This window comes from Sphingopyxis jiangsuensis, from assembly GCF_016734905.1.
In the GTDB taxonomy this organism is placed as follows: domain Bacteria; phylum Pseudomonadota; class Alphaproteobacteria; order Sphingomonadales; family Sphingomonadaceae; genus Sphingopyxis; species Sphingopyxis jiangsuensis.
The window spans coordinates 1080646-1103251 of the sequence record NZ_JAERPO010000002.1 but is presented as its reverse complement, the minus strand read 5'-3'; the positions used below and the strand labels follow the sequence as shown (position 1 = coordinate 1103251).

General features: G+C 64.2%; 29 protein-coding genes. 15 read left to right on the top strand and 14 right to left on the bottom strand.

Annotation, left to right across the window (positions count from 1 at the left end):
* Nucleotides 1–103: 103 nt before the first annotated feature.
* The 3 genes from mnmG to JI743_RS12005 form a co-directional block, all read right to left on the bottom strand.
* Nucleotides 104–1966 (bottom strand): tRNA uridine-5-carboxymethylaminomethyl(34) synthesis enzyme MnmG, encoded by a 1863-nt coding sequence (gene mnmG / locus JI743_RS12015; protein ID WP_201928530.1) that lies wholly within the window; start codon nucleotides 1964–1966, stop codon nucleotides 104–106.
* 76 nt (nucleotides 1967–2042) lie between these two features.
* A complete protein-coding gene (gene mnmE / locus JI743_RS12010; RefSeq protein ID WP_330902797.1) occupies nucleotides 2043–3347 on the bottom strand; it encodes a tRNA uridine-5-carboxymethylaminomethyl(34) synthesis GTPase MnmE in 1305 nt (434 codons plus the stop codon).
* A 23-nt stretch (nucleotides 3348–3370) separates the two neighbouring features.
* Nucleotides 3371–3661, bottom strand: coding sequence for a DUF6489 family protein (locus JI743_RS12005; RefSeq protein WP_201928528.1), 291 nt, complete (start codon nucleotides 3659–3661; stop codon nucleotides 3371–3373).
* Nucleotides 3662–3763: 102 nt separating this feature from the next.
* Here JI743_RS12005 and JI743_RS12000 point away from each other — a divergent pair, with 102 nt between their 5' ends.
* Together JI743_RS12000 and JI743_RS11995 are read left to right on the top strand one after the other, a co-directional pair.
* Complete coding sequence (locus JI743_RS12000) at nucleotides 3764–4462, top strand: dienelactone hydrolase family protein (protein WP_201928527.1); 699 nt, start codon at nucleotides 3764–3766, stop codon at nucleotides 4460–4462.
* The gene (locus JI743_RS11995; protein ID WP_201928526.1) at nucleotides 4459–4875 is read left to right on the top strand and encodes a nuclear transport factor 2 family protein; all 417 of its coding nucleotides are present in this window, start codon (nucleotides 4459–4461) and stop codon (nucleotides 4873–4875) included. Before JI743_RS12000 ends, JI743_RS11995 begins: the two co-directional genes overlap by 4 nt.
* Here JI743_RS11995 and JI743_RS11990 read toward each other — a convergent pair.
* The 8 genes from JI743_RS11990 to hemE form a co-directional block, all read right to left on the bottom strand.
* Nucleotides 4862–5263, bottom strand: coding sequence for a DUF1489 domain-containing protein (locus JI743_RS11990; protein ID WP_201928525.1), 402 nt, complete (start codon nucleotides 5261–5263; stop codon nucleotides 4862–4864). The genes JI743_RS11995 and JI743_RS11990 overlap by 14 nt on opposite strands.
* A gap of 31 nt (nucleotides 5264–5294) precedes the next feature.
* Nucleotides 5295–5729, bottom strand: a complete 435-nt coding sequence (locus JI743_RS11985) for a hypothetical protein (protein WP_201928524.1) — start codon at nucleotides 5727–5729, stop codon at nucleotides 5295–5297.
* 77 nt (nucleotides 5730–5806) lie between these two features.
* Nucleotides 5807–6145, bottom strand: a complete 339-nt coding sequence (locus JI743_RS11980) for a c-type cytochrome (RefSeq protein ID WP_201928523.1) — start codon at nucleotides 6143–6145, stop codon at nucleotides 5807–5809.
* 53 nt (nucleotides 6146–6198) lie between these two features.
* The gene (locus JI743_RS11975; RefSeq protein WP_201928522.1) at nucleotides 6199–7185 is read right to left on the bottom strand and encodes a Vgb family protein; all 987 of its coding nucleotides are present in this window, start codon (nucleotides 7183–7185) and stop codon (nucleotides 6199–6201) included.
* Between the two features lie 73 nt (nucleotides 7186–7258).
* Nucleotides 7259–7981: a TerC family protein gene (locus JI743_RS11970; RefSeq protein WP_201928521.1), complete on the bottom strand. Its 723-nt coding sequence runs from the start codon at nucleotides 7979–7981 to the stop codon at nucleotides 7259–7261.
* A 22-nt stretch (nucleotides 7982–8003) separates the two neighbouring features.
* Nucleotides 8004–9260 (bottom strand): transcription termination factor Rho, encoded by a 1257-nt coding sequence (gene rho, locus JI743_RS11965; protein ID WP_201928520.1) that lies wholly within the window; start codon nucleotides 9258–9260, stop codon nucleotides 8004–8006.
* 193 nt (nucleotides 9261–9453) lie between these two features.
* Nucleotides 9454–9894 carry a CopD family protein gene (locus JI743_RS11960; protein ID WP_201928519.1) on the bottom strand — a complete coding sequence of 147 codons (441 nt, stop codon included), beginning with the start codon at nucleotides 9892–9894 and terminating at the stop codon, nucleotides 9454–9456.
* 9 nt (nucleotides 9895–9903) lie between these two features.
* Nucleotides 9904–10929, bottom strand: a complete 1026-nt coding sequence (hemE, locus tag JI743_RS11955) for a uroporphyrinogen decarboxylase (protein WP_201928518.1) — start codon at nucleotides 10927–10929, stop codon at nucleotides 9904–9906.
* A 336-nt stretch (nucleotides 10930–11265) separates the two neighbouring features.
* Here hemE and JI743_RS11950 point away from each other — a divergent pair, with 336 nt between their 5' ends.
* The 12 genes from JI743_RS11950 to JI743_RS11895 all read left to right on the top strand — a co-directional run bounded on the left by JI743_RS11950 (nucleotide 11266) and on the right by JI743_RS11895 (nucleotide 19575).
* Nucleotides 11266–12084 (top strand): pyruvate, water dikinase regulatory protein, encoded by an 819-nt coding sequence (locus JI743_RS11950; RefSeq protein WP_201928517.1) that lies wholly within the window; start codon nucleotides 11266–11268, stop codon nucleotides 12082–12084.
* On the top strand, nucleotides 12081–12680 hold the full coding sequence (locus tag JI743_RS11945; protein WP_201928516.1) for a Maf family protein: 600 nt from the start codon (nucleotides 12081–12083) through the stop codon (nucleotides 12678–12680). The genes JI743_RS11950 and JI743_RS11945 overlap by 4 nt, the downstream gene beginning before the upstream one ends.
* A complete protein-coding gene (aroE, locus tag JI743_RS11940) occupies nucleotides 12677–13495 on the top strand; it encodes a shikimate dehydrogenase (protein WP_201928515.1) in 819 nt (272 codons plus the stop codon). Before JI743_RS11945 ends, aroE begins: the two co-directional genes overlap by 4 nt.
* Nucleotides 13492–14115, top strand: coding sequence for a dephospho-CoA kinase (gene coaE, locus JI743_RS11935; RefSeq protein ID WP_201928514.1), 624 nt, complete (start codon nucleotides 13492–13494; stop codon nucleotides 14113–14115). Before aroE ends, coaE begins: the two co-directional genes overlap by 4 nt.
* 20 nt (nucleotides 14116–14135) lie before the next feature.
* Nucleotides 14136–14837 carry a DNA polymerase III subunit epsilon gene (gene dnaQ, locus JI743_RS11930; protein WP_201928513.1) on the top strand — a complete coding sequence of 234 codons (702 nt, stop codon included), beginning with the start codon at nucleotides 14136–14138 and terminating at the stop codon, nucleotides 14835–14837.
* A 47-nt stretch (nucleotides 14838–14884) separates the two neighbouring features.
* Nucleotides 14885–15457, top strand: a complete 573-nt coding sequence (hpf, locus tag JI743_RS11925; protein ID WP_201928512.1) for a ribosome hibernation-promoting factor, HPF/YfiA family — start codon at nucleotides 14885–14887, stop codon at nucleotides 15455–15457.
* Nucleotides 15458–15603: 146 nt separating this feature from the next.
* Complete coding sequence (locus JI743_RS11920; protein ID WP_201928511.1) at nucleotides 15604–16068, top strand: PTS sugar transporter subunit IIA; 465 nt, start codon at nucleotides 15604–15606, stop codon at nucleotides 16066–16068.
* A gap of 18 nt (nucleotides 16069–16086) precedes the next feature.
* The gene (locus JI743_RS11915) at nucleotides 16087–16425 is read left to right on the top strand and encodes a DUF1491 family protein (RefSeq protein ID WP_201928510.1); all 339 of its coding nucleotides are present in this window, start codon (nucleotides 16087–16089) and stop codon (nucleotides 16423–16425) included.
* Between the two features lie 235 nt (nucleotides 16426–16660).
* A complete protein-coding gene (locus JI743_RS11910) occupies nucleotides 16661–17284 on the top strand; it encodes a cell wall hydrolase (RefSeq protein WP_236659876.1) in 624 nt (207 codons plus the stop codon).
* Between the two features lie 73 nt (nucleotides 17285–17357).
* The gene (locus tag JI743_RS11905) at nucleotides 17358–17984 is read left to right on the top strand and encodes a DUF4136 domain-containing protein (protein ID WP_201928508.1); all 627 of its coding nucleotides are present in this window, start codon (nucleotides 17358–17360) and stop codon (nucleotides 17982–17984) included.
* Entirely contained in the window at nucleotides 17981–19096 is a 1116-nt protein-coding gene (locus tag JI743_RS11900; RefSeq protein WP_201928507.1) for a M14 family metallopeptidase, read from the top strand. Before JI743_RS11905 ends, JI743_RS11900 begins: the two co-directional genes overlap by 4 nt.
* Nucleotides 19093–19575, top strand: a complete 483-nt coding sequence (locus JI743_RS11895) for a GNAT family N-acetyltransferase (protein WP_227340091.1) — start codon at nucleotides 19093–19095, stop codon at nucleotides 19573–19575. The genes JI743_RS11900 and JI743_RS11895 overlap by 4 nt, the downstream gene beginning before the upstream one ends.
* 59 nt (nucleotides 19576–19634) lie before the next feature.
* Here JI743_RS11895 and JI743_RS11890 read toward each other — a convergent pair whose 3' ends face one another.
* Nucleotides 19635–20093 (bottom strand): Hsp20 family protein, encoded by a 459-nt coding sequence (locus tag JI743_RS11890; protein ID WP_201928506.1) that lies wholly within the window; start codon nucleotides 20091–20093, stop codon nucleotides 19635–19637.
* Between the two features lie 201 nt (nucleotides 20094–20294).
* Between JI743_RS11890 and gpmA the strand changes: the two genes are divergently transcribed.
* Nucleotides 20295–20981 carry a 2,3-diphosphoglycerate-dependent phosphoglycerate mutase gene (gene gpmA, locus JI743_RS11885; RefSeq protein ID WP_201928505.1) on the top strand — a complete coding sequence of 229 codons (687 nt, stop codon included), beginning with the start codon at nucleotides 20295–20297 and terminating at the stop codon, nucleotides 20979–20981.
* A gap of 6 nt (nucleotides 20982–20987) precedes the next feature.
* Here gpmA and dapD read toward each other — a convergent pair whose 3' ends face one another.
* Together dapD and JI743_RS11875 are read right to left on the bottom strand one after the other, a co-directional pair.
* Complete coding sequence (gene dapD / locus JI743_RS11880; protein WP_201928504.1) at nucleotides 20988–21830, bottom strand: 2,3,4,5-tetrahydropyridine-2,6-dicarboxylate N-succinyltransferase; 843 nt, start codon at nucleotides 21828–21830, stop codon at nucleotides 20988–20990.
* Nucleotides 21827–22504, bottom strand: coding sequence for a pyrimidine 5'-nucleotidase (locus JI743_RS11875; protein WP_201928503.1), 678 nt, complete (start codon nucleotides 22502–22504; stop codon nucleotides 21827–21829). The genes dapD and JI743_RS11875 overlap by 4 nt, the downstream gene beginning before the upstream one ends.
* Nucleotides 22505–22606: the final 102 nt, after the last annotated feature.

The following is a 22606-nucleotide window of genomic DNA, read 5'->3' as shown; positions in this document are numbered from 1 at the left end:
AGAGCGTCGCGGACCACAAATCCGTCTTTGCCGAGGACAGTCCGGTCATGCGCCGCCCCCTTCGTGGCCTTGCGTGAGGTAAATCGAAGCGCCGATACCGCCATCACGCCGCCCGCCGGCGGCTATGGACGAGGATCGCGGTGAGAGCAGCGGGCGTCACACCATCGACGCGCGACGCCTGCCCCAGCGTTTCGGGGCGCGCCTTCGACAGCCGCTCGACCATCTCGCGCGACAATCCGCCGATCGCCGCATAATCGAGCGCGGGGTCGAGAATGATCGCCTCATTCGCCGCCAGCGCTTTCAGCTCGGCGTCGTGCCGCGCGACATAGGGCGCATAATGCGCATCTTCGGCGATTTCGGCGCGAATCGCGCCGTCGATGTCGACCAGCTCGGGCGCAATCGCCGACAGCCGGTCGATCGTCATGCCCGGAAAACGCAGCAAGTCGATGCGCTTGCGCGGCGCGCCGTCGCCCGGAAGCGCCAGGCCCAGCGCGGCATAATCGGCGGTGGCCGCCGCAACGTCGAGCAGCGCGGCCGCACGCTCGCGCATCGCCTGCCGCGCCGCGAACTGCGCGGCGGTGGCGCCGCGCACCAGCCCCAGCTCGACCCCCGATGGCGTAAGCCGCGTCGCGGCATTGTCGGCGCGCAGCCGCAGCCGATATTCGGCGCGCGCTGTGAGCATGCGATAGGGTTCGGTGACGCCCTGCAGGACAAGATCGTCGACCATCACCCCGATATAGGATTGCGCGCGGTCGAGGATCAGCGGCCCCTGCCCCGCCACGCTCAGCGCAGCATTCGCGCCTGCGATCAGGCCCTGCGCCGCCGCCTCTTCATAACCGGTCGTGCCATTGATCTGCCCGGCGCAATAAAGGCCTGCGATTGCGCGGACCTGCAACGTCCGGTCGAGCGCGCGCGGATCGATATGGTCATACTCGACCGCGTAACCCGGAACGATCATTGCGACCTTTTCGAGGCCATCCATCGTGCGGAGCATCGCGAGCTGAACATCGGCAGGGAGCGAGGTCGAAATGCCGTTCGGATAGACCAGATGCGTATCGAGCCCCTCGGGCTCGAGGAAGACCTGGTGGCCGTCGCGGTCGGCAAAGCGGTGGATCTTGTCCTCGATCGAGGGGCAGTAACGCGGTCCCGCAGCGCCGATGGCGCCGGTAAAGAGCGGTGACCGGTGAAGATTCTCGGCAATGATCCGGTGCGATTCGGCGTTCGTGCGCGTAATCGCGCAGAAAATCTGCGGCACTGTGCGGTGATTGTTCCACGTGGAACAGGTCCAGTCGCCGCCGTCCGAAGGCTGTTCCTCGAGCCGCGCCCAGTCGATCGTACGTCCGTCGAGGCGCGGAGGCGTCCCGGTCTTGAGCCGTGCCATGGGCAAACTTGCGCCGCGCAACTGTTCGGCAAGGCGGTGCGCGCCCGCCTCGCCGATGCGTCCGCCCTCCATCCGTTCCTCGCCGCGGAACAGCCGCCCGCCGAGGAAGGTGCCCGTGGCGAGCACAAGCGCCGCGGCGGTCAGCGCGCGGCCGTCGGCAAGATCGAGCGCTTCGACGCGTGCGCCGTCGGGCGACAGGCGCAGCCCTGCCGCCTCACCCGCGATCACCTCGATCCCCGGCTCCGACGCGAGCATCGCCTGGATCGCCTCGCGATAGAGGCGGCGGTCGGCCTGCACGCGCGGCCCCTGGACGGCGGCGCCCTTCGATGCGTTGAGCATGCGATAATGGATCGCCGCCGCGTCGGCGGCGCGCGCCATCCAGCCGTCGAGCGCGTCGACCTCGCGCATCAGATGCCCCTTGCCGAGGCCGCCGATCGCGGGGTTGCACGACATTGTCCCGATCAGCGCGGGGTCGAAACTGACGAGCGCGACGCGCGCGCCGAGCCGCGCGGCGGCGGCTGCCGCCTCGGTCCCGGCGTGGCCGCCGCCGACGACGATGACATCATAAAGTGCGCGATTGGGCATGATTGCGGCGCGCTTTAGCCGATGACGCGCGCCAAAGCTACCGCAGCGCGGCGCTCGCGCTGTTTCACGTGGAACATCATTTCCCGATGCAGAAACGACCGAACAAGGTATCGAGCATGTCCTCGACGCCGGCGCGTCCGGTGATCCGGTCGAGCGCGCCACCCGCGAGGCGCAGCCGTTCGGCCAGCAGGATCAGGTCGCTCGCCTCGCGCGATCCGATTTCGACGGTCAGCCAGTCGCGCGCTTCGGCGAGTGCGTCGCGTTGGCGTTTGCGGAGCGCCGCCTCGCCCTCGCGCGGCAACAGCGTGCGCGCCATTTCGACGATATGGCGGTGCAGCGCCGCCATCCCCTCGCCCGTTGTTGCCGACACGGCGAGGTCGCAGCGCGCGGCGCGCGCTTCGGCGGCGGCGTCGCCGCGCCAGCGGTCGGCCTGCGCCGCGACCAAAATGGTGCGCGGGTGTGCGGGTGCCTCGTCCGGGGCGCCGAGCCACAGGACGATGTCGGCCGCCTCGATCGCGGCGCGCGCGCGGTCGATTCCGATCGCCTCGACAACATCGGCACCTTCGCCGCGCAGGCCCGCGGTGTCCGAAAAGCGCATCGCGATCCCGTCGAGCGCGAGCGGCGTCTCGATCACGTCGCGCGTCGTCCCGGCAAGCGGCGACACGATCGCCAGCTCGCGCTGTGCCAAGGCATTGATCAGCGTCGATTTTCCGGCATTGGGCGGCCCCGCGATCACCACCGACAACCCGTCGGCAATCACCTCGGCCGCCGGCCGCGCCAGCCATTCCCCCAACTCCGCCGCCAGCCCCCCCATCCCGCCAACCAGACGCTCCGCGGCACTTTCATAAACTTCGACATCATCCTCGTCGGAAAAATTCAACTCGGCCTCCGCCCCCGCCATCAGCGCGAGCAGTTGATCCTGCCAGCCCGCAATCGCGCGCGATACATGCCCGCTCGCCATGTCGAGCGCCTGCACGCGCTGGCTTTCGGTTTCAGCTGCGAGCAGGTCGGCGAGTCCTTCGGCCTCTGCGAGATCGATCCGCCCATTCGCAAAAGCGCGCCGCGTGAACTCGCCCGGCGCCGCCGCACGCAATCCCGGCAGCGCCGCAAGTGCGCGTTCTACAGCCGCCACTACCGCGCGGCCGCCGTGCAGATGCAGTTCCGCCAGATCCTCGCCAGTCGCGGTCGCAGGTCCGGGAAACCAAAGCATCAGTGCCTGATCGAGCGCCCTTCCCTCGGGATCGCAAAGCCGCGCGAGCGAAGCGCGGCGCGGTGACGGCAGCCGCCCGCTCAGTGACGTCAGTGCGCTCGCCGCCGCCGGCCCGCTGATGCGCACGACCGCAATCGCCGCCGGCGGCATCCCGCTCGACAGCGCAAAGATCGTGTCCGTCGCGGCCGTGTCGCTCAGCTCTTGCGTCCCCGCGCCGGCTTATCGTCGCTATCCGCCTTCGCCGCCGACGCCCCCATCATCGGGCCGCCGAACTGGCCGAGCAGCGACTGGATCAACCCCAGCCCCGATTCGCCCATCGGAACCCAGCTTTTCACCATCGATTGAACCATGTCGGGCGTAATTCCCTTGGCCATCAACTCCTTGACTCGGCTGAGATAAATGTCGTGAAGTGGCTCCAGGTCGGGGAGGCCAACCAGCCGTCGTGCCTCTTCGGGGGTGCAATCGATCTCGATATTGAATTTCATCGCGCCTTCTCCGCCCCGATTTGCCATGCCGCTTGAGCACCGCCCGCAGCATCGCTAGCTTTGCGCCTTCCCGCCCAATTGGCAAGAGTGAGGAGTGACATCATGTCCGCGACGAACACCATCATCCCCGCGCTCGACGGCGAGGGCGACATCCCAGCCTATGTCGCGCGCCCAGATGCCGATTCGTCGCGCGGCATCGTCGTCATCCCGGAGATTTTCGGGGTGAACGCCGGAATCCGGGAAAAATGCGATGCCTGGGCGGCCGAGGGCTATCTGGCGATCGCACCCGACATTTTCTGGCGCTTCGCGCCCGGAATCGAACTCGACCCCGATGTCGAGGAGCAGTTGCAGGAGGCGTTCGGTTATTTTGGCCGGTACGACCCGGACGGCGGAGTCAAGGATATCGAGGCGGCGATCCGCTGGCTGCGCACACAGGGTACCGCAAAGACCGGATGCGTCGGCTTCTGCCTGGGCGGTCGGCTTGCCTATATGGCTGCCGCACGGACCGACATCGACGCGTCGGTCGGCTATTATGGCGTGATGATCGATCAGATGGTCGGCGAAAGCCACGCGATCGCCAACCCCCTGATGCTCCATATCCCGACCGACGACCAGTTTGTGAGCGCGGAGGCGCAGGCGAAGATGCACGAGGCGCTCGACCCGCATCCGAAGGTCACTCTCCATGATTATCAAGGACTTGGTCATGGGTTCGCGGTGACCGAGGGCAACCGGCGCGACAACGACACCGCCGAACTCGCCGATCGCCGCACGCGCGAATTTTTCGCAAAGCATCTCGCATGAGTGCGACCGCGGGCCACGCCGGTCTCGCCGCATGGCATGCCTATATGGAGGGCAGAGGCGATCCGCAGGCGCTGCGCGACCTGCTCGCACCCGACGCTGTATTTCATTCGCCGGTGGTCCACACGCCGCAGGAGGGACGCGACACCGTCTTCGCCTATCTTCACGCTGCAAGCCATGTGCTCGGCGGAGACAATTTTCGTTACTTGCGCGAAATCGTCGATGGCGACCAGGCGATGCTCGAATTCGAGACCGAAATCGACGGCATCCGGATCAATGGAGTCGACATCATCCGTTGGGACAACAGCGGAAAAATCGCTGATTTCAAAGTGATGGTTCGACCGCTCAAAGCGATCAACAAGGTCTGGGAGACGATGGCAAAAATGCTTGCGGCGCAGGCGGCTAAATCAGGCTGAGTTCCGCAAGCTCGCGATAGAGTTCGGGCGGCAGGTCGGCGATTCCGCTGTCATCGCCCGCTGGCCGCGGTGCGTCGCCCTCGGCCATATATCGCCAGCCCTGATGCGCGCGTTTCGGCTGCGGATGGACGCGTTCGAGCCGCGCCGCACAAACGATATCGACGCGACCGTCGGACCGATCGTCGAAGCGCAGTATCCGGACGCGGCCGACGATCAGGTGCCTAACGATGAAATGAAGGTAGCCGCCGATCAATTCATCGGCTCGTTTCGGCCGAAACCGCGTCGTGAGCCTGACTTCGCCGCGCTCGGCACGATCCGAAATCCGTGCTGCGAGCGCGGCATAGTCGGGACATCCCACCGCGACGCGCGTCATATGTAGCATGCTCATGCGGCCTAGATCGGGTCACAACCTTTATGATTCAAGCGCGGTCGGAGGCGAGAAAATATTCCCCTCGCACGCGTGGATCGACGGGAATTTGCAGCATGATCAACGGCGAAAGCAGGATGGCCAGCAAAATTTTGACCCCGTGGATGGCGACAAATGGCGCCATCGTTACGCTGGATGCAATCAAGATGCCTTTGAGCAGCCTGCGCAATGCTCGATGCCGATCGGGGGAAGGCTCTGGTTCGGGCATAGCCACCAACTCGGTGAGAACGGCGACCGCTTCGGCATGCTGCCAGACAGGGACCGTCAAACGAAACCCTCCCACAGCGATGATATGGGCTGTGACGCTCGTATAATGTTCGCCGCCCACATGGACAATGATTCCGGCAGCATCGAGCATTGCCGCGACGCTCAGGGCTTCGCCACGACCAAATATCAAGGCGACTGGAACCATGGCATCGTCCGACATATGCCAAGATTGAAACCGGTCGGTTGATTTGTCCAGCAAATCGAATCCGCTGGCCGTGACGCGTGGCGTCTAAACCCTCAACGGTCCGCCGCAATATAGGCGACGAGCGCGCGCCTTTGCTCGGCGTCCTTCATTCCGAAATAGCTCATACTGTTATGCGGGACGAGTTTTTCGGGGTCGGCTATAAACTGATCGAGCAAGGGGCGCGTCCAGACCTTCTCGCGCCGGGCAAAGCCGCGGAATGCCGGCGAGTAGGCAAAATTGCGATCGGCCGCGATCGGCTTTCCGATCAATCGGTCGAGATTGGGACCGCTAAGCCCCGTCTCGGTCGCGTCGAGCGAATGGCAGCTGTAGCAGCGCTGAAACGCCCGCTCGCCCGTTGCGGGGCGGGGAGTGGGGGTCTGAGCGATGGCCATAGCGGCGAAGCAGGCACCACCCGCCAACAGCGTGAAAAATGTTGCGGTCGTCCTCATTCGGCGGTCGTCACCACCATGATGCGGTCGGTGCCCGATTCGGGAAGGAATATCTGCCCCGGGCGTCCGAGTATCTGGCGAACATTGGCTCCCGGTGCGCTCCCCGCATAGCTGGTCCAACTCTCGTCTGCAGCATCGAACACCAGCGTGGCGTTGGCGGCAAAATCGCTCACCCACACAAGGTCGCGCTCATCGACATAGACGGCATAGGCCTTGGGTGCCTCACCCGGCAGCTTCCATGTCTTCCAGCTCTTGGCAGCGGGGCGATAGCGATAGAGTTCGCCGCTATTCCAGCCGGTTATCCACAGATCACCCTTGCTGTCGGCCCATACACGGCGCAGCCCAGCACCCGGCGTCGGCGGTTCGATCGTTTCGATGCTGCCATCCTCGCTGTCGATCCGCGCGAGGTGGCTGCCCGCAAGCGAGACATACCAGACGGTGCCGTCGGGGGCGGTCGCGATGCCATAGGGGCCGCGCCCTTTCGGGTCCTTCCAGATAGTCACCTTGCCGTCCAAGGCCGACACCCGGCCATAGATGCCATTCTGTCCGGTAAACCAATGCACGCCCTTGCCGTCGAACGCGCCGGTGTTGAGATTGGTGTAGCCGCTGTCCGCGGGAAGCTTCCAGACGTCGATCTTGCGCGTGGCGGGGTCGAAGCGGACGATCGCATTCTGCCCGCCGTCGGTGATCCAGGCCATGCCGTCGGGCCCCTGAATCACGCCGTGCGGCGCCGAATCGGGACCGAGCGGAATCTGTTCGACCGCACCGGTCGCAGGATCGAGGATACCAAGCGCGCCCTGACGCTGCGCCGTGTACCAGATCTTTCCGTCCGGAGCGGGCGCCACGTCGTGGGGGCGCGATCCGCTCGTTACATCGAAGACCTGGACGTTTGCTGTCGGCTTCGTCGAAGCCGGTTCCTCGGCGCATGCGGTCGCACTCGAAAACATCGAAACGGCCACGACGATCAGTCCAAGCTTCTTCATATGCGCCTCGCTAGTCAGCACGCCCCTATAGAATCATGCTATCGCAAAGCGCGGCATATACAAAGCCTTGGGTTCAGCCGAACAGCGTCCCGACGCCGACACTCGGGTCGACCCAACCGTCGACGATCATCTTCACCGCGACATAGAGAATGACCACGAGTCCGACATAGGCGATCCAGCGATAGCGCTCGATATATTTGGCGATAATGTTCGCCGCGAGACCCATCAGCGCCACCGCGAAGATCAGGCCAACGATCAGGATTCCGGGGTGATCGCGCGCTGCACCGGCGACAGCCAGCACATTGTCGAGGCTCATGCTGACGTCGGCGACCGCGACCGCCCAGGCGGCCCCGGCAAAGCTTTTCGCCGGCTTCAGTCCCGAATGTTCATCGCCCTCGATTTCGGGCGAGCCCGCCGAATGGGCGCCCTCGCGCAGCTCGCGCCACATCTTCCAGGCAACCCACACGAGCAGCAGGCCGCCGACGAAAATCAGGCCGACGATCTGCATCAGCTGGGTCACGACGAGGGCGAAGGCGATGCGCAGGACAAGCGCGGCCAGCACGCCGATCATGATAACCTTGCGGCGCTGATCGGCGGGAAGCCCTGCGGCGAGCGCACCGACAACGATCGCATTGTCGCCCGCGAGCACGATGTCGATCATCAGCACCTGCAGGAAAGCCGCAAAGGCGGCAGGCTCAGTGATGTTCGAAAAATCGGAGACGATGGCGTCCCACATCCCTGCGGGTCCGCCAAATCCGCCGGCATGGGCGCCAGCCTGCATCAGAAAGTCCAGCATATCGCCCTAACCCGCGCCGCGATTATTGGTTCATCGAATCGAAGAAATCTTCGTTCGTTTTCGAATCCTTGATCTTGTCGAGCAGGAACTCCATCGCGTCGACGGTGCCCATCTGCATGAGGATACGGCGCAGCACCCACATTTTCGACAGCTTGTCCTTTTCGACGAGCAGTTCTTCCTTGCGCGTGCCTGACTTGCCGACATCGAGCGACGGGAAGATGCGCTTGTCGGAAACCTTGCGGTCGAGCACGATTTCGCTGTTACCGGTGCCCTTGAACTCTTCAAAAATAACCTCGTCCATGCGGCTTCCGGTATCGATGAGCGCGGTGGCGATGATCGAAAGCGATCCACCCTCCTCGATATTGCGTGCGGCGCCGAAGAAGCGCTTCGGACGCTGGAGCGCATTGGCGTCGACGCCGCCCGTGAGCACCTTGCCCGACGAGGGAACGACGGTGTTGTAAGCCCGTCCGAGGCGGGTAATCGAGTCGAGCAGGATCACGACATCCTTCTTGTGTTCGACGAGGCGCTTCGCCTTTTCGATCACCATTTCAGCAACCTGGACGTGGCGCGTTGCGGGTTCGTCAAAGGTCGAGGAGACAACCTCGCCCTTCACGCTTCGCTGCATGTCGGTGACTTCCTCAGGCCGTTCGTCGACGAGGAGGACGATCAGATAGACTTCGGGATGATTGTCGGTGATCGCCTTCGCGATATTCTGGAGCAGCACCGTCTTACCGGTACGCGGCGGCGCAACGATCAGTGCGCGCTGCCCCTTGCCCTGCGGGCTGACGAGATCGATGACGCGCGCCGACTTGTCCTTGACCGTCGGATCGACCGTGTCGAGCGACAATTTCTGGTTCGGATAGAGCGGCGTGAGGTTGTCGAAATTGACGCGGTGCCGCACGACGTCGGGATCGTCGAAATTGACGCTGATCAGCTTGGTGAGCGCAAAATAGCGTTCGCCGTCGCGGGGGGCGCGGATCTCGCCTTCGACCGTATCGCCAGTGCGCAGCCCGAATTTGCGAACCTGGTTCGGCGAGACATAGATGTCGTCAGGCCCGGCAAGATAATTGGCTTCCGACGAGCGCAGAAAGCCGAAGCTGTCGGGCAACACTTCGATGGTTCCCGATCCGATAATCTCCTCGCCTTCTTCGGCGAGCTCCTTGAGGATCGAGAACATCAAATCTTGCTTGCGCAAGGTCGACGCACCTTCGACGCCGAGTTCTTCCGCCATTTCAACGAGTTGGGCGGGCGATTTGGTTTTGAGTTCTTTGAGGTGCATCGATGGATTCCAGGGTAAAATTCGATGGAGGATATCAGTTTCTGTCGCACCGGGTGGTGCCTATCCGGCTGGGGGACAGCCGTTGTCGATAGATTCGGCGCGATCGGGTGCGCCGCCTGCGTGGAACAGGTTCGATCGGCCCCTATAACCCGCTTTGGTCCAAGTCAATCGGCGTAACGCGAACCGGACGCGGTCAGGGACGAATGACCGCGAGTATGACAATGATAGCCGCGGCGGCGCCGGGAACTTCGTTGAGCAATCGAAGCTGCTTTTCGGTCAGCGGGCGTTCGCCCTTCTGCAGCTTCTTGAAATAGCCGATCGTCCAGCCATGATAGCCCGACAGCGCGATCACCAGCACAAGTTTGGCGATGAACCAGCCTTGGCCCCAATAATTGCCGTTAAACGCCAACATCAGCCCAAAGACCCACACGATCGCCAGCGACGGGTTGAGGATGATCCGCCGCAACCGATCCTCGCGCTCGATCCACTTTCTGTCTTCGTCCGAACCGACCGCGCATTGCTGATGATAAACGAAGAAGCGCGGCATCATGAAAAGACCCGCCATCAGAAAGATGACGAAAATGACGTGCCCCGCCTTGATCCACAGCATCGTCGCTCCCAAAAATCCGGTCATATCCATAATTTAGTCCCGAACGCGCCTGATGAGATGTTCGACATGCGCGATGGGCGTGTCGGGCAGGATGCCGTGGCCGAGATTGAATATATGGGGCCTGTCCGGAAAGGCTGCAAGGATGCGGTCGATCGCTGTATCGAGCGCTTCACCGCCCGCGATCAGCGCGAGCGGGTCGAGATTGCCCTGGACCGGCAGTTGTGACGGCAAGACGGCATTGGCCCATGCCGGGTCGATCGTCTCGTCAAGCCCGACCGCATCGACGCCGGTTTCGTTAGTATAGGCGACGAGCTTGGCGCCCGCGCCCTTGGGGAAACCGATGACGGGCGTGTCTGGGTGCATCTGTTTGATTCGGCGTACGATTTCGGCGTTCGGCGCGATGACCCACTGCTCGAACTGCGCGGGACTGAGGCTTCCTGCCCAGCTGTCGAAGAGCTGGACCGCTTCGACCCCCTGTTCGATCTGTCCCGACAGGTAAGTTACGGTAACGTCGACGATCGCATCAATAATAGCGCCGAATGCGGATGCGTCGCCAAACGCCATGCGCCGCGCCGCCGCCTGATCCTTCGACCCTTGCCCCGCGACCATATAGGTCGCGACCGTCCAAGGGCTCCCGGCAAAGCCAAGAAAGGTTGTCTCGGGCGCGAGCGCCGCGGCGACACGCGCGACCGTTGCATAGACCGGATCGAGCCGCGCGGGCGCAGCGGTCAGGCTTTCGAGCGCGTGATCGACGAGCGCCGGCGCGAGCCGAGGCCCCTCGCCCGCTTCGAACCACAGATCCTGCCCCAAGGCATGCGGTATGACGAGAATGTCTGAAAAGAGAATCGCGCCGTCGAAACCGAAGCGCCGGATCGGCTGCATCGTGACCTCGGCCGCCGCCTCGGGATCGTAGCAAAGCTCGAGGAAGCCCCCCTTCGTTTCGCGGAGCGCGCGATATTCGGGGAGATAACGTCCCGCCTGACGCATCAGCCACATCGCAGGCCTGTCCTGCCGCACCCCGCGCAGCGTTGCCAGCAAGCTCTTCGGTGACGCCTTCACGCGGCCCCTCTTTCTTTCATCATATAGATATATAGAAATATTGTGGTGGTTTGTTGTCGGGCGAATAGCGCGGCTTTAGGGATTGGCGCCGCCTTTGCCAACAGCTTGACTCGGTCGCGCGATCGGCCTGCACAGGAGTCGCGGGTCATATTCCCGCTGCCCACAGCCTGTGGATAAGATTCGTCCCATGTGGACAAGATGCGGATCGAATCGACGCGTCGCGGGATGGAAATTTACCCCCGAAATGCTCCCTGCACTTATGCCGAAAATTATCCACAGGCACCGTTTGCGGTTCGCTACTTGCCTTTTTCAACGCCTGAGCGCCATGGTGCGGCGATGAGCCGCCTTCATCTGCACCTCATATCCGATTCCACGGGCGAGACGCTCGAAAATATCGCAAAGGCGGCCATCGCGCAGTTCGACGATGTCGAGGTCGTGCGCCATTTCTGGCCGATGGTGCGATCGGAATCGCATCTCGACCGGATCATGGCCGAAGTGCAGGCTAGCCCCGGGATGATCCTCTTCACCCTCGTCAACGGCGAGCTGCGCGCGAGCCTCGAACGCCGCGCAACGGCGCTTGATCTGCCGACCGTAGCCGCGCTCGACGCCGTCACCGATGCGTTGTCGCGCATGCTGGGTCAGGAGGCCAAGGCGCGGCCCGGGCGCCAGCACGCGCTCGATGCCGCCTATTTCGCCCGCGTCGAGGCGATCCAGTTCACCGTCGCGCACGACGACGGTATCGGTTGGGAGAATTGGGAACAGGCCGATATTGTCCTCGCTGGCGTGTCGCGCACGTCGAAAACGCCGACGAGCATCTATCTCGCCAATCGCGGGTACAAGACGGCAAACATCCCGATCGTCCCCGAATCGCCGCCGCCCGACTGTCTGTACCACCTCCGGCGCCCGCTCGTCGTCGGGTTGACGACGAGCCTGGACCGGCTTGTCCAGGTGCGTCGCAATCGCCTCCTGTCGCTCAATCAGGCGCCTGAAACCGCCTATGTCGACGACGAACGCGTCAAGGCGGAGATCGCCTTTGCGCGCCGTATCTTTGCCGACAATGACTGGCCGGTTATCGATGTGACACGGCGCTCGATCGAGGAAACCGCCGCCGCGGTCATCAAGCTTGTCGACGACCGCGCGGCCGGCGCGGCATGACCCAGCTGCTTCTCGCCTCGCAAAGCAGCGGACGCGCGGCGATGCTGCGCGCGGCCGGTCTGGTTTTCGAAACGACCGCGGCGCACATCGACGAGGACGCGCTCACCGCGTCGCTCGCGGCGACGGGGCAAAGTGCGCGCAACATCGCTGACGCGCTCGCCGAAGCAAAGGCGATCAAGATTTCCTCGCGCGTCCCCGGCGTTACGGTGCTCGGCGCCGATTCGACGCTGGCGCTCGACGACGGTACGATGCTCACCAAGCCCGCTGATCGCGACGAGGCGATGGCGCAGCTTGGGCGCATGGCGGGGCGGCGCCACCGTCTGTTCAGCGCGGTCGTCGCCGCGCGCGATGGGGGTCCAGTCTGGCGCGCGATCGGCGAGGCCAAACTTTGGATGCGCCCCTTGTCGGACGCCTTCATCGCCGACTATGTCGCGCGCCATTGGGACAGCATCCGCAGGACCGTCGGATGTTATGAAATCGAGGGGGCGGGCGTGCAATTGTTCGACCGGGTCGAAGGCGACCCCTGGACTATCGTCGGAATGCCGATGCTGCCGTTGCTGGCGTGGTTGCGCGCGACCGGAATGGCACCGGCATGACGCAAAACCTGCCCTATGCCGAGGTGATCGGCGACCCGATCGCGCAATCGAAATCGCCGCTGATTCACGGCTTCTGGCTGGAGAAGCTGGGACTTTCTGGCGACTATCGCCGCGCACACGTCCTTGCGGAGGGACTTGCGGCCTATGTTGACGAGCGCCGCAACGACCCCGACTGGCGCGGTTGCAATGTGACGATGCCGCACAAGGGCGCCGTGATGGATCTTGTCGACGATCCCGGCGATGTGCGGGCGACGATCGGCGCGATGAACACGGTGGTGCGCCAGCCCGACGGGCGCCTTGTCGGCACCAACACCGATGCCGCGGGCTTTTTTGCGCCGCTTTCGGAAGTCGAACTTGCTGGCGCGCCCGTCGTCGTCGTTGGCGCGGGCGGCGCCGCGCGGGCGGTGCTGTTCGCGCTTGCGCGCGCCGACGTTGGTCACGTTACCATCCTCAACCGCTCGCCGCTCAAGGCGATGGGTTTGCTTGCGACCTTCGGCCTCAGGGGCGAAGTCTGTGCGCTCGACACGGTGCTTCCCCCCGCCGCGCTGCTTGTCAACGCAAGCAGCCTCGGCATGAACGGACAGCCGCCGCTCGATCTCGACCTTTCGCCGCTCCCGGAGGACGCGATCGTTTATGATCTTGTCTATTCGCCGCTCCAGACGGGCTTGCTCCGGGCGGCCGAGGCACACGGACTCGATACCGTCGACGGACTCGACATGTTGATCGGTCAGGCTGCGCTGGCTTTCGAACTGTTTTTCGGGTCTGCGCCGCCCGAAGGGCACGACGACGAACTGCGGGCACTGCTCGTCGGGTGAAGTTTTCGAAGCGCCCGCACCGGCCGCTGCGCCGTCCTTTTGTCATCGGGCTTACGGGTTCGATCGGGATGGGCAAATCGACCGCGGCGCAGATGTTCGAGCGCGAGGGCGTTCCGGTGTTCGACGCCGATGCCGAGGTGCACCGCCTCCAGGCGCGTGGCGGGGCGCTGGTTCCGGCGATCGAGGCACGCTTTCCGGGCACCACCGGGCCCGACGGGGTCGACCGTCAAAAGCTCGGTGCGCTGGTGCTCGGAAACACGCACGAACTGGCGGCGCTCGAGGCGATTGTGCATCCTGCCGTGGCCAGGGCGCAGCGCGAATTTCTGATGCGTAACCGCGCACGCGACGTGGTCATTCTCGACATCCCCTTGCTTTTCGAACGCGGCGGTTGGCGCAAGGTCGGGGCGATTGCCGTCGTCTCGGCGCCGGCCTGGGTCCAGACGAAACGGGTGATGCGGCGGCCCGGAATGACCTATGCCAAGCTGAAGGCAATCCGCCATCTGCAAGTGCCCGACCGCGTCAAACGCGCGCGCGCCGATTTCATTATCGAGACGGCCCGTCCGAAAAGAGAAACGCATCGCGAAATCCGGCGTATCGCCTCTTGTTTCCGGTCCCGTTAAGGTCAATATTGGCATTTCCGATGCGTGAGATCATCTTCGATACCGAAACGACAGGACTCGACCCAAGGGCCGGGCACCGGCTTGTAGAAATCGGTTGTATCGAACTGATCGACCGGCGCGAATCGGGGCGCACATTCCACGCCTATTTCCATCCCGAACGCGACATGCCCGCCGAGGCAGAGGCAGTGCACGGCCTGTCGATCCAGTTCCTGTCGGACAAGCCGCTGTTCGCAGCAAAGGTCGACGATCTTCTCGAATTTCTGGGTGACGCGCCGATGGTCGCGCACAATGCGGCGTTCGACTTTGGCTTCGTCAACGCCGAACTCGCCCGCGCGGGCCGACCTGCCCTCGACATGACGCGCATGTGCTGCACCGTCCAGATGGCGCGAAAGCTTCACCCGGGTGCGAAACACAGCCTCGATGCGCTGTGCACCCGCTATGGCATCGACCGCAGCCACCGTGTCAAACATGGCGCCTTGCTCGACGCCGAGCTGCTCGCGCATCTCTATATCGAGATGACCGGCGGGCGGCAGATCGGGCTCGGGCTTGCAGCACAGGCGGGCGGGCCGCAGCGAGCCGCGGTTGCGGCGGCGCCGCGTCCGGCCGAACCGGCGCGCCCGTTCCGCGAACCGCGCCCGCATGCCGCGAGCGCCGCCGAACTTGCCCGCCATTCAGAATTCGTCGCCGCGCTGAATCAGCCGCTTTGGCACGATAGCCCGTGACGACGGCCCCGCGCCGCCGCCGCTGAGACCCTGGAAGGAGAAGAAAAATGGAAATCCGCGTCTCTGGACACCAGATCGAAACCGGCGAAGCGCTTCAGGCGCATGTGTCGGACCGGATGAACGCGATTGCCGACAAATATTTCTCCCGCGCGATCGGCGCGCACGCGACCTTCGGAAAGGGGCCGCACGACAGTTTCCAGTGCGACATCGTCGCGCATGTGATGCAGGGTCTCGTCCTCAAGGGGCACGGACAGGCACAGGACGCGCATGTCGCCTTCGAAGGGGCGGCCGATCGCATCGAAAAGCAGCTTCGACGTTACATGCGCCGACTCAAGGATCGAAACAGCAGTGGCGGAACGCCAAGCCCGTCGGTCGAAGAGATCGAAGATAATGCGAGCTATATCGTCTTTGACGGCGGCGGCGACGAAGATGCGGGCGATGCCCCCGCGATCATCGCTGAAACGCGCGTCGATATTCCGACGAGCAGCGTGTCCGACGCGGTGATGATGCTCGACCTGCGCAACACCAATGCGCTGCTGTTCGTCAACAGCAAGACCGGGTCGCACAATATGGTCTATCGCCGCGACGACGGCACCATCGGCTGGGTCGAACCGCGATAGGGGGTGGATTTTCTCTGCCAACCGGACTAAGGGCCGCGCCCAACAATGCCCTGTGCCGGTTGGTGGGCCCGGTACGATCCTGCGACCATTAGCGATCGTGACAAGCCTGGCAGCATGCCCGGCGTGAAACAGATTTGACCAGAACAATGAACCTTTCTTCCCTACTTTATCCCGCGACCGTGCGCGCACATGTGCAGCTCGATTCGAAAAAGGCGCTCTTTCCTTTCGTCGGCGATCTGGTTGCGCGATCGCTCGGCCTCGACGCCGGCGAAGTCAGCGAAGCGCTGCTCGAGCGCGAGCGTCTGGGTTCGACCGGATTCGGACGCGGCATCGCGCTTCCGCATGCCAAAATGGCAGACCTGACGGGGGTGCGCGGACTTTTCCTGCAGCTGGCGCGTCCGATCGATTTCAATTCGGTCGACGGCCTTCCGGTCGATCTGCTCTTCGTGCTGCTCTCGCCGCTCGATGCCGGTGCCGATCATCTGAAGGCGCTCGCAGGCGTGTCGCGCATGCTCCGCGACGATGCGATGGCCGACCGTTTGCGCGGTGCGAAGAATGACGAAGCGCTCTATGCGCTGCTCGCCGATACCGAAACGCGTGACGCGGCCTGACGCCGCCGTGGTCGGCAGATGGCGCGGCTGACCAGCCGCTTCCTCGTCGACCTGCTGCTGCGCGAGACGCAGGCGGCGGGCGGATTTGCTGCCATCCTTGCTCGCGGCGACGAGCGCGCTGGGTCGATATTGGTCCAGTGCAGCGAGCGCGGCGAAGCCGGACCGCTCCTCGAAAGGCGCTTTTCGCTTGCCGGAGGCCATGTCTGGGAAGCGGTCGGACCGGATGCGTCCGAAGATGCTGAATCGCGGGAAAACTATTGCCGGCGGCGGCTAAAGGCCGATCCCGACCTCTGGATCGTCGAACTGGATATCGCAGATGCGCCACGGCTCGTCGCGCAATGGGGTGCGTTAACTTGACTTTGCTGCGCCGCACAATAGGTGGCCCGCACGATGTAACGCGTAGGTCGTTCCGCGGGTTCCCGGCTTGTCCGGACAATTCGGTAAAACGGTTCGGACACGCAGTCGGATGATGACCGCAGGTGCCATAGGGCCATAGCCCCCCGCCTGTTATTGAAGTTTCGGTCCATCAGCCGCCCTTTTGACGGACAAGATGAGTCGTATTTTGAACGTGGCCAGCGTGGCTGCTGTCGGCATGACTGCTGCAACCATGTTGGTGCTGGCCGAACCCGGCTTCGCCAGCGACCTTGGCGCCGACGCCAATCTTCCCGCCTTCAGCCTGCCCGGCGCCGACGCGCCGGTTGCGGCCGAAACGGCGGATCTGCCGACCGAGCCCGCTGCGCCGGTCGATGCCATCGAACAAATCGTCGAAGACAGCATCGTCGAGCCCGAAGTCGAGGAATTAACCGCGGCTTCGCTTGCCGAGCTCGTTGCCGCGACGCCGCGGCCGGCCAAGCTCGACGCCGAACTGCGCTGTCTTGCCGGCGCCGTCTATTTCGAATCGCGCGGCGAATCGCTCGCCGGCCAGCTGGCGGTCGCGCATGTCGTGATCAACCGCGCCAATTCGGGCCGTTTCCCGAAGAGCCTGTGCGGCGTCGTCCACCAGAAGCACCAGTTCAGCTTTGTTCGCGGCGGCAAGATGCCGAAGGTCCGCGAGGGCCGCCAGTGGGACAATGCCATCGCGATTGCGCAGATTGCCCGCGACGACCGTTGGAAGAACCGTGCGCCCGGCGCGCTCTATTTCCACGCACGCTACGTCTCGCCGAACTGGGGCAAGACGCGAATCGCGCAGATCGACAATCATATTTTTTATCGGTGATGCGCCGGCGTGCGGGGCGCGACCCCGCACGCCGTTCATTGCCAAGCCATTTGTTGTGGCGCATGATGCGGGAATGATGCGTCATTCCTCCGCTGCGCTGCTTCTCGCAGCGTCGCTCGCGCTCGGCGGCTGCGCCACGGCTGTGCCGCCCGTCGAAGTCACCCGCTTTCACGACAATGCGCCGACCGGCTGGGCGCCGGGGACGCGCTATGTCGTCGATCCGGCGCCGCTTGGCGCAGCGCTGGCACCCGAAGCGGACACTCCACCGTCGCTCGAATGGACCAGTTACCGCGCCGCTGTCGAACAGCAATTGCAGCTGCAGGGGCTGGTCGCTGCGGGTGCCGGTGCGTCCGCGCCGCTCAAGGTGCGCATCGGGTTCGATCGCGCCGAACCGGCACCGCAGGGACGGCGCTCGCCGGTGTCGGTCGGGGTCGGCGGATCGACCGGCAGCTATGGCTCGGGGGTCGGTGTCGGGGTCGGAATCAATCTGGGCGGCGGTCCGCGCAAGATGCTCGACCTGCAGCTTTCGGTCCGCATCGACGATGCGGCGAGCGGGCAGGCGTTGTGGGAAGGCCGCGCGCTGACTGCGGTCCCGGTCAAGGCACCCGCGGCACAGCCGTCGCTCGCGGCCGCAAAATTGGCCGAAGCCTTATTCAAGGACTTCCCCGGCGAATCGGGACGCACTATCAGCGTCCCATGACCATCAGCATCAACGCCGCCTTCGACAGCGGCAACATCGTCGTGGACGGAATCGACGGCACCAGTGCGCGACTTTCCATCCGCAAGGATCGCGAATCCGATTTCTTCCAATGGTTTCATTTCCGCGTGAATTGCGCGGTGGGCGACCCGCTCGAGTTCGTCATTTCGGGCCTGGGCGATTCGGCCTATCCCGACGGGTGGCCGGGCTATGCCGCGTGCGCGAGCAGCGATCGCGAACATTGGTTCCGCCTCGACACCGACTATGATGCCGCGACGGGCACACTCACCATCCGCCATGCCGCAGAAAGCCAGATCCTCTACATCGCCTATTTCGCGCCCTATTCGATGGAGCGCCACCACGACCTTGTCGCCTCGGTCGCCGAATGCGAGGGCGTCACATACCGGTGCCTCGGAACCAGCCTCGAAGGCCAGCCGATCGACTGCCTTGAAATGGGGACGGGCGATACGCAGGTATGGCTCTATGCGCGCCAGCATCCGGGCGAGAGCATGGCCGAATGGTGGATGGAAGGCGCGCTCGAAAAGCTCACCGATCCTGCCGACCCGCACGCGCGTTCGCTGTTGCGCAAGTGCCGCTTCCACATCGTCCCCAACATGAATCCCGACGGCTCGCGCCGCGGCCATCTGCGCACCAACTTTGCGGGCGTGAACCTCAACCGCGAATGGGACACGCCGAGCGCCGAGAAGAGTCCCGAAGTGCTGTGCGTACGCAATGCGATGGACGAAACGGGCGTCGACTGGGCGATGGACGTCCATGGCGACGAAGCGATTCCTGCCGTCTTTCTTGCGGGGTTCGAGGGCATTCCCTCGCTTCAGCCGGACCAGCTCGACAAATATAAGGCGTTCGAAAAGGCGCTCGCCGCGAACAGCCCTGATTTCCAGACCGAACTTGGGTATGGCGAATCGAAACCGGGCGAGGCCAATCTGTCGATGTCGACGACCCAGCTCGCCGAACGTTTCGGCGCGGTGTCGATGACGATCGAGATGCCGTTCAAGGACAACCGCGACCTCCCCGACCCCGTACAGGGCTGGTCGCCCGAACGGTCGAAGCTGCTCGCGCACGCGTGCCTCGCGACCCTGGATCAGATGCTGTGACGCCGGGTGCGGACGCGGCGTTGTGGCAGATTGTCGAGGACGATCTGTCGGGCACCGCGATCCGCGCGCTGCTCGAAGTGCATTTTTCCGGCATGCTGGCCAATTCGCCGCCGGGAAGCTGCCACTTCCTCGACTTCGACGGGCTGAACGCGCCCGACGTGACTTTCTGGTCGATTCATTGCGGCGGCGAACTGGCGGGGTGCGGAGCGCTCAAGATGCTCGATGCGCGTCACGGCGAGATCAAGTCGATGCGGACCGCCGAATCCTACCTTCGAAGGGGGGTCGCCGCGCGCATGCTCGAGCATATCCTGACACAGGCGCGCCGGCGCGGGCTCGAGCGGTTGAGCCTCGAAACCGGATCGGGCGAGGCGTTCGCCCCTGCGATCGCGCTCTATCGCCGGTTCGGCTTTGTCGATTGCCCGCCGTTCGGCGACTATCGGCCCGATCCGTTCAGCCGTTTCATGACTCGTAGGCTGTAGGGTCCTGACCCTAAGGAAAAGGCCCGGGCGTCGCCGCCCGGACCTGTCAAGGCGCCTATTCAGGCGGCCTTCTTGTCGCCCTCGATGAGCGTGGCGCTGCCGCCGCCGATCGCGATCTTGTGCGGCTTCATCGCTTCGGGCACTTCGCGGACGAGGTCGATGGTCAGCAACCCGTCGGCAAGGTCGGCCTTGTCGACGCGGACGAAGTCGGCAAGCTGGAAGCGGCGCTCAAAGGCACGGGTGGCGATGCCGCTGTAAAGCAGCTGGCGTTCTTCGCCCTCCTTCGGCGCAGCCTTCCGGCCGCTGACGGTCAGCATATTCTGCTGCGCGGTCAGGTCGATCTCGTCGGACTTGAAACCCGCGACCGCCACGGTGATGCGGAAATGGTCGTCGGCGATCTTTTCAATGTCGAAGGGCGGGTAATTTTCCGCCGAGCCGCTGTTTTCGAGGAAATCGAACAGCCGGTCGAAACCGACGGTCGAGCGGCGATAGGGGGTCCAGTCAAAGCTGTTACGCATGGGTCATTCCTTCCTTTCAAAGCGAAGTCATGGAGCTGCCGCACGAGCTGTGCGACAGCCTCCGCCCGGCCCCGTTGCGGCGACCGGACAGTGCAGATTTGGTAACCCGGGATACCATTTCAAGGGGGCGGTGGCCCTTACGGAAAAGGCGCGCTATGGCGCAGCGAATCATCGCCTCGGATCATTCTGGAAGGACCGAAAATGCCGCAGCTCATCCTCATCCGTCACGGCCAGTCGCAATGGAATCTCGAGAACCGTTTCACCGGCTGGTGGGACGTCGATGTGACCGAAAAGGGCGCGGCCGAAGCCTGGGCGGCGGGCGAGTTGATGAAGGAAAAGGGGATCGCGCCCGATAACTGCTTCACCTCGGTCCAGACGCGCGCGATCAAGACGCTGAACCTCGCGCTCGAGGCGATGGGGCGGCTGTGGCTTCCCGTGACCAAGGATTGGCGGCTCAACGAGCGTCACTATGGCGGGCTGACCGGGCTCGACAAGGCTGAAACCGCGGCGAAACATGGCGATGAACAGGTCCATGTCTGGCGCCGCAGCTTCGACGTTCCGCCGCCGCCGCTCGAGGCGGGGTCGCCCTATGATCTGTCTTCCGACGCGCGCTATGCGGGCATCGCGATTCCGGCGACCGAAAGCCTGAAAGACACGATCGCGCGCGTCCTGCCCTATTATGACGAAGCCATCGCGCCGCAGCTCAAGGCCGGAAAGACCGTGCTCATCTCGGCGCATGGCAACAGCCTGCGCGCGCTCGTCAAGCATCTCTCGGGCATTTCGGACGAGGAAATCACCGGCCTCGAAATCCCGACGGGGCAGCCGATCGTCTATGAACTCGACGACGCCCTTGCAGCGCGCGAGCGCTATTATCTCAGCGAACGCTGACGCGCATCAATCGCGCAGCAGTTCGTTGATCCCGGTTTTGGCGCGCGTCTTGGCATCGACGCGTTTGACGATCACCGCGCAATAGAGCGAGGGGCCGGGCGAGCCGTCGGGAAGCGGCTTGCCGGGCATCGCGCCGGGAACGACGACCGCAAAGGGCGGGACTTCGCCGATGAAAACCTCGCCGGTCGCGCGGTCGACGATCTTGGTCGAAGCGCCAAGATAGACGCCCATCGACAGCACCGCGCCCTCGCGCACGATCACGCCCTCGGCAACTTCGGCGCGCGCGCCGATAAAGGCGCCATCCTCGATAACGACCGGGCCAGCCTGCAACGGCTCGAGCACGCCGCCGATTCCTGCGCCGCCCGACAGATGGACGTTGGCGCCGATCTGCGCGCAGCTGCCGACCGTCGCCCAGGTATCGACCATCGTTCCCTCGCCGACGCGCGCGCCGATATTGACGAAGCTCGGCATCAGCACCGCGCCCTTGCCGATATGCGCGCCGCGGCGGACGATCGCGCCCGGAACCGCGCGAAAGCCCGCATCGCGAAAGCGGTTCTCGCCCCAGCCGGCGAATTTCGACGGCACCTTGTCCCACCAGGTCGCGCCGCCGGGGCCGCCCTCGATGATCTCCATGTCGTTGAGGCGGAACGACAGCAGCACCGCCTTCTTGAGCCATTGGTTGACGTGCCATGCGCCGTCGTCGCCGCGCTCGGCGACGCGAAAGCTGCCGTCGTCAAGTCCCGCCAGCGCTGTTTCGACCGCGTCGCGCACCGGCCCCTGCGTCGAAAGGCCGAGCGTTTCGCGCGCGTCCCACGCGGCGTCGATCGTCGTCTGAAGGTCGGTGCTCATCGATTTCCCCAATGTTGCGGCAGCGTTTCGAGCCAGTCGGTGATGTCGTTCACGTGGAAATCCACATGCTCGGGCAGGTGGTCGCGATGGCCGCTTTCGCTGCCATTGTCCAGCCACACGGTCGTCATTCCCAGCGCTTTGGCGGGGGTCAGATTGCGCGCCATGTCCTCGACGAACAGGCTGCGCGCCGGGTCGATTCCCAGATGATCGACCATCGCGGCATAGGCGGCCGGATCGGGCTTGGGCGTGTAGCGCGTCACGCGAATGTCGCAGATGCCGTCGAACAAATCGGCGATCCCGCGCGCCTCGAGTACGCGCGCGGCATAGTCGGCATCGGCATTGGTAAAGACGAGCCGTCGGCCGGGCAGGCGCGCAAGTCCCGTGTGCAACCGTGCGTCGGGTGCAATGCGGTCGAGCGCGATTGCGTGGACGTCGACCAGAAAATCTTCGGGATCGACGCCATGATGGCGCATGAGTCCTGCCATCGTCGTGCCATGGTCGTGAAAATATTGTTTCTGGACCGCGCGCGCCGCAGCGGCATCGACGTCGAGGAGGCGCATGATGAAAGCGCCCATCCGCTCGTCGATCAGGTCGAAAAGCCGCGCCGACGGCGAATAGAGCGTATTGTCGAGATCGAAGATCCAGCAATCGATATGGGCGAGCGAAGCGGTCATGGCGTCGCGCGCCATAAGGGCGAAGGCGTGATGCGGCAAGGCGCGGGCCTTTACCGGCGGGCAATATTTGCGGGGGTAGCATGGCGTCCGTCCGCTGCGCTA

Bases quoted from the DNA above. Each gene is read 5' to 3' on its own strand.
- mnmG (WP_201928530.1), bottom strand. From the start codon at position 1,966: ATGCCCAATCGCGCACTTTATGATGTCATCGTCGTCGGCGGCGGCCAC.
- JI743_RS12005 (WP_201928528.1), bottom strand. From the start codon at position 3,661: ATGAAATTCAATATCGAGATCGATTGCACCCCCGAAGAGGCACGACGG.
- JI743_RS12000 (WP_201928527.1), top strand. From the start codon at position 3,764: ATGTCCGCGACGAACACCATCATCCCCGCGCTCGACGGCGAGGGCGAC.
- JI743_RS11995 (WP_201928526.1), top strand. From the start codon at position 4,459: ATGAGTGCGACCGCGGGCCACGCCGGTCTCGCCGCATGGCATGCCTAT.
- JI743_RS11990 (WP_201928525.1), bottom strand. From the start codon at position 5,263: ATGAGCATGCTACATATGACGCGCGTCGCGGTGGGATGTCCCGACTAT.
- JI743_RS11985 (WP_201928524.1), bottom strand. From the start codon at position 5,729: ATGTCGGACGATGCCATGGTTCCAGTCGCCTTGATATTTGGTCGTGGC.
- JI743_RS11980 (WP_201928523.1), bottom strand. From the start codon at position 6,145: ATGGCCATCGCTCAGACCCCCACTCCCCGCCCCGCAACGGGCGAGCGG.
- JI743_RS11975 (WP_201928522.1), bottom strand. From the start codon at position 7,185: ATGAAGAAGCTTGGACTGATCGTCGTGGCCGTTTCGATGTTTTCGAGT.
- JI743_RS11970 (WP_201928521.1), bottom strand. From the start codon at position 7,981: ATGCTGGACTTTCTGATGCAGGCTGGCGCCCATGCCGGCGGATTTGGC.
- rho (WP_201928520.1), bottom strand. From the start codon at position 9,260: ATGCACCTCAAAGAACTCAAAACCAAATCGCCCGCCCAACTCGTTGAA.
- JI743_RS11960 (WP_201928519.1), bottom strand. From the start codon at position 9,894: ATGACCGGATTTTTGGGAGCGACGATGCTGTGGATCAAGGCGGGGCAC.
- JI743_RS11950 (WP_201928517.1), top strand. From the start codon at position 11,266: ATGAGCCGCCTTCATCTGCACCTCATATCCGATTCCACGGGCGAGACG.
- JI743_RS11945 (WP_201928516.1), top strand. From the start codon at position 12,081: ATGACCCAGCTGCTTCTCGCCTCGCAAAGCAGCGGACGCGCGGCGATG.
- aroE (WP_201928515.1), top strand. From the start codon at position 12,677: ATGACGCAAAACCTGCCCTATGCCGAGGTGATCGGCGACCCGATCGCG.
- dnaQ (WP_201928513.1), top strand. From the start codon at position 14,136: ATGCGTGAGATCATCTTCGATACCGAAACGACAGGACTCGACCCAAGG.
- hpf (WP_201928512.1), top strand. From the start codon at position 14,885: ATGGAAATCCGCGTCTCTGGACACCAGATCGAAACCGGCGAAGCGCTT.
- JI743_RS11920 (WP_201928511.1), top strand. From the start codon at position 15,604: ATGAACCTTTCTTCCCTACTTTATCCCGCGACCGTGCGCGCACATGTG.
- JI743_RS11915 (WP_201928510.1), top strand. From the start codon at position 16,087: ATGGCGCGGCTGACCAGCCGCTTCCTCGTCGACCTGCTGCTGCGCGAG.
- JI743_RS11910 (WP_236659876.1), top strand. From the start codon at position 16,661: ATGACTGCTGCAACCATGTTGGTGCTGGCCGAACCCGGCTTCGCCAGC.
- JI743_RS11905 (WP_201928508.1), top strand. From the start codon at position 17,358: ATGATGCGTCATTCCTCCGCTGCGCTGCTTCTCGCAGCGTCGCTCGCG.
- JI743_RS11900 (WP_201928507.1), top strand. From the start codon at position 17,981: ATGACCATCAGCATCAACGCCGCCTTCGACAGCGGCAACATCGTCGTG.
- JI743_RS11890 (WP_201928506.1), bottom strand. From the start codon at position 20,093: ATGCGTAACAGCTTTGACTGGACCCCCTATCGCCGCTCGACCGTCGGT.
- gpmA (WP_201928505.1), top strand. From the start codon at position 20,295: ATGCCGCAGCTCATCCTCATCCGTCACGGCCAGTCGCAATGGAATCTC.
- dapD (WP_201928504.1), bottom strand. From the start codon at position 21,830: ATGAGCACCGACCTTCAGACGACGATCGACGCCGCGTGGGACGCGCGC.
- JI743_RS11875 (WP_201928503.1), bottom strand. From the start codon at position 22,504: ATGACCGCTTCGCTCGCCCATATCGATTGCTGGATCTTCGATCTCGAC.